Origin of the sequence: Streptomyces sp. URMC 123 (genome assembly GCF_051386515.1) — a bacterium.
Lineage (GTDB): Bacteria > Actinomycetota > Actinomycetes > Streptomycetales > Streptomycetaceae > Streptomyces.
In genome coordinates this window covers 1-4,708 of sequence record NZ_JBPQTV010000422.1, presented here as the reverse complement: position 1 = coordinate 4,708, position 4,708 = coordinate 1, and the positions used below count along the sequence as shown (strand labels likewise).

The following is a 4,708-nucleotide window of genomic DNA, read 5'->3' as shown; positions in this document are numbered from 1 at the left end:
GGCGGCCACTCGCGCGCCGTCAACGACCTCGGGAACCAGTTCGTCCCCTTCCACGCCCATCTGTGGGACCTGCTGCACGGCACCGGCTCGGGCGACCTCTACTTCAACTGGAACAGCGCCTTCGGCGTGCCCTACTGGGCGGAGTTCACCAGCTTCCTCGGCAACCCGTTCTCCCTGGTCGTGGGCCTGTTCCCGCGCGACCAGGTGGACCTGGGCGTCTATGTCGGCGAGGTGCTGAGCATCGGCCTGGGCGCCGCGATGATGGCGGTCTGGCTGCGCCGGTTCCGGCCCGGCCCCTGGTGGGCCGCCGGCCTGTTCGGCGCCGCGTACGGGCTGTCCGGCTGGACCCTCAACGACGGCACCCCCGACCCGATGTGGCTGTGGGGCCTGACCGCGCTGCCGCTGATGCTGCTGGCGCTGCTGCGCTGCGCCCGGCACCGCACCGGCAAGGGCTGGCTCTGGGCCGCCCCCATGGTCGGCCTGGCCTGGGCGGGCAACTTCTACACCGCGATGATGGCCTGCATCGGCACCGCCGTCGTGGCCGTGGTGTTCCTGCTGGCCCTGGACTGGGAGCGCGGCCGGCGCCTGGTGTTCGCGGTGCGCGCCGCGGTCGTGTTCGGCCTGGGCACCGCCCTCGCCGCGCCCATGATCCTGCCCTCCTTCTACGCCAGCAAGAACGCCCAGCCGATCGCCCCGCTGCCGTACCACGGGCCCTCGCTGCTCGACTTCCTCCTCCAGCTGCTGCCCGCCCAGCGCGCGCCGATCTCCATCCCGCGGTTCTTCGTCGGGATGCTGATCCTGCTGCTGGTGCTGGCCTTCCCGCTGAACCGGGCGATCGCGGCCCGCACCCGCGCCGTCTGGTCGATCGCGGTCGTCGGCATCGCCCTGTCGTTCTGCTGGCTGCCGACCGTCAAGGTGTGGCACGGCATGGCGCAGCCCAACGGCAGCCCGTACCGGGCCGCGCTGGTGCTCACCGGGCTGCTGGCCACCATCGGCTGGCTCTGTCTGACCCACCGGCCCAAGCCGGTGACGCTGCTCGCGGCCGGCGGCGGCGTCTGCGCGCTGGCGGCCGGCACGGCCTGGCAGGGCAAGGGCGGCGTCTACTGGCTGACCTGGCTGGTGGTCCTGGGCGGCGGCGCGCTCACGCTGGCGCTGCTGGTGTGGCTGGTCCGGGCCGGCGCCACCCGGCCGGGCGCGGCCTCGGTGCGCACCCGCACCGGAGCGGTGATCGCCGTGGCGCTGACCGCCGTGGTCTTCGCCGAGACGGCGGCGAGCGCGGTGGTCACCGACCGGTTCCGCGACCGGATCGCGTTCTTCACCCCGCACCCCACCTGGGGCGCCCGCCACGACGCCCTGCGGAAGGCCGTGACCGACCTCGACGGCTGGCCGCGCTTCCGCACGGACACCGGCCCCACCGAGATCGTCAACAACGATCCGCAGCTCATCGGCGGCGAGGGCCCCTCGTACTACAGCAGCTATGTGCCCCAGCAGTCCGCCGACGTCACCCGCCGGCTGGGCTACGCCTGGACCATGCACGGCCGCCATGTGATCGGCCAGGACAACCCCGTCGCCGACGCGATCTTCTCGGTCGGCGCCCGGGTGCGGCACAGCCCGGACAGCGACCGGGTGACCGTCGAGCGCTACGACAACCCGCCGCTGGTCACCGTTCACTCCGGCAACGGCACCCCCGCCTGGGGGCAGCGCGGCTCGGTCTTCACCCAGCAGGAGGCCGTCCTGGGCCACCGGGTGTACGACGTGCCGGCCGTCTCCTTCGCGGGTGAGGAGCCCCGCAAGGCCCGCCACGGGGTGTTCCTGCTGAACAAGCGGAAGGACCCGTACCGGTTCACCGCGCAGTGCCGCCCCGGCGACACCGCGTACCTCAGCGCCACCTGGACCAACGGCTCCATCCCCGGCCCCGACGGCAAGCCCCTGCGGATCGACGGCCGCTACCCGGCCAAGGCCGCCCCGCTGATCCGGCTGGGCACCGTGCCCGCGAACGGCACGGTCTCCGTCGACCTCACCGCCAAGGCCAGGACGGAGCTGCCCGGCAGCCCCATCGGCTGTCTCGGCGAGGACCGGCTGCGACGCGCCGTCGCCGACCTCAAGCGCACCGGCGCCACCGACGTCGACGCCTCCGGGCACGGCCTCAAGGCCGCGCTCCCCGCCGGCTCCCGCGGCACCGCCGTCTTCGCGACGGCGAACGTGCCCGGCTGGCAGTGCTCCGTCGACGGTGGGCCGCAGCGCCGCCCGATCTCGTACAACGGGCTGCTCGGGGTCCGGCTGCCGGACTCCGGCGCCGACGAGGTCTCCTGCTCCTTCCGGCCGCGCGGGCTGCGCGCCTCGGTGGCGATCCTCGCGGGCGCCGCGGGCGCCCTCGGGCTGCTGGCCGCCTGGCCGGCGCTCAGACGGCGGCTGCCACGCCGCGGACAGGACGGGCGCGCCGGCTAGCCGCCCGCCCCGCCCCCCGCCACCGCACCAACGCCGAACGTATTGGATCGGTCCTCACCCATGCGCATTCCGCACCCGCGCCGACGCTCCGTGGTCGCCGCCGCCCTGGCCCTCGCCGGGCTGACGGCGTGCACCTCGGGCGGCAGCACCCCGCACCGCGTCACCGGCACGGCCGCGCCCGGCGCGGACCTGGCCGCCACCCGGCCGGCCAGCACCCTGAACACCGCCGAGTCGGTGGTGCAGATCGTCGCCCACCCGGACGACGACCTGTACTTCATGAACCCGGACCTGTCGCACACCCTGGTCTCCCGCAAGCCCGTCACCACCATCTACCTCACCTCCGGTGAGTCGGACGGGGTCAACGGGCCCAAGGGCACCAAGCCCGACCGGCCGAAGTTCGCCGAGGCCCGGCAGAACGGCATCCGCGCCGCCTACGCCAAGATGGCCACCGGCAACCGCGCGGCGCACTGGCGGCGCGAGGCGATCACCACCGCGGGCGGCGCCCAGGCCGAACTGGACACCCTCGACGGCGCCCAGGGCGTGCACCTGGTCTGGCTCCAGCTGCGCGAGGCGCGCAGCGTGAGCAAGAAGCAGCCGCTGAGCCTGCGCGCCCTGTGGGACGGCGAGACCCCGGCGCTGGAGTCCATGCTGGCCGAGGGCAGCCCGGTCACCCGCCCCTTCAGCTACACCAAGGACCAGCTGACCGACACCCTCGTCAGCCTGCTGGAGCGGTTCAAACCCACCTACGTGCGGCTCCAGGACCCGACCCCGGACCACAACCCCAAGGGGTACGAGGACCACCAGGACCACATGTACGGGGCCCGGTTCGCCCAGCGGGCGCTGGCCCGCTACGCCGAGCGGTCCCCGGCCGCCGGCCGGCCGCCGGTGCTGACCCAGATGTACGTCGGCTACTTCAACAACAAGCTGCCGTTCTCGCTCAGCCCCGGCGCGCGCAAGATCAAGCTGGACGCGCTCAACGTCTACGGCTGGACCGACGACTACGACTGCCGGGACGCCGCCGGCTGCGGCGACCGCAAGGTCGGCAAGAACCCGATGGCGTACAACTGGGTGCAGTCCACCCGCTACCACCGGGGCGAGTCCACCAGCTGGGTCCAGGCCCAGCAGGACGGCTCGCTGCGCGCCTTCGGGGTGCTGGGCGGCCGGCTCGGCGTGTGGAAGGAGAACGGGCGCGGGACCGGCGACTGGAGCGGCCCCCAGCTGCTGCCCGGCGCCGGCATCGACGACGGCGCGAGCGCGGTGCGGCTGGCCGACGGCCGGCTCGCGGTGGTCGCCACCCGTACGGTCATCGGGCCCGGCCCCACCGACTACCGCCGGGAGCTGGTCACCACCCGGCAGACGGCACCCAACGGCGACTTCGGCCCCTGGGAGTCGCTCGGCGACCCGCACGGCGGCGACCAGGTCAGGACCTGGGAGCTCGGCGCGCCGCGGGCCGCGGTGGACGGCTCGGGCCGGCTGATGGTCTTCCTCCGCAACGGCTCGCACGGGCTCAGCGCGCGGTACCAGGCGCCGGGCGGCACCTGGGAGCCCTGGACCGATCTGCGGGGCACGGATCTGCTGGGCGACCTGGCGGCCGTCACCGACTCGGAGGGCCGCGTCCATGTGTTCGCCGCCACCCGCAGAACGGTGCTGGCCTGGTCGCAGAACCGGCCCCGCGGCCCCATGGACCCGGTGCGGCCGACCGGGCTGCCCACCACCACCGGCCCGCTGACCGCCCGCGCCGACGGCGACGAGGTCCGGCTGTTCTTCCGCAAGCCGGGCACCGCCGAGGTGCTCACCATGCGCAACCGCCCCGACCGGCCCTGGCAGGGCATCCCGGTCGAGCTCGGCGGCAAGGCCGGGTTCGGCCCCGTCACCGCCGCGGCCGGCAAGGACTTCACGGTGCTGGCCGGCCGGGACGACTACGGCATGGTGAGCGCGGCGCAGATCCCCGCGGGCTCCGAGGCGAGCACGGACTGGAGCCCGTCCGGCTTCCTGTTCGCCGGCGCGCCCGCGGCGGTGCCGTACGGGTCCGGGCAGGCCGCCGTGGCCGTCATCGGCCTGGACGGGCGTCTGTACTGGACGCGGGCCACGGCCGGGCAGTCGGTCGGCGGCTGGGCCCCGGCCGCGAAGGCGCGGCGGGCCGCGGCGACGGAGCAGCAGGACCGCACGAGCTGAGCGCACACCGCGCGCACGGCAGCGCACGGCACGCGCTGCATCGCGAGATCGTGACGACCGTTCTGGTCAACGACACGGTCAACAC

General features: G+C 74.5%; 2 protein-coding genes. Both read left to right on the top strand.

Features of this window, described 5'->3' with window-relative positions:
* A partial coding sequence (locus tag ACSNOD_RS28565) for a YfhO family protein (protein ID WP_436769967.1) occupies positions 1–2,448 on the top strand: 2,448 nt, incomplete at its 5' end.
* 60 nt (positions 2,449–2,508) lie between these two features.
* Positions 2,509–4,623 carry a PIG-L family deacetylase gene (locus ACSNOD_RS28560; protein WP_436769966.1) on the top strand — a complete coding sequence of 705 codons (2,115 nt, stop codon included), beginning with the start codon at positions 2,509–2,511 and terminating at the stop codon, positions 4,621–4,623.
* Positions 4,624–4,708 lie beyond the last annotated feature (85 nt).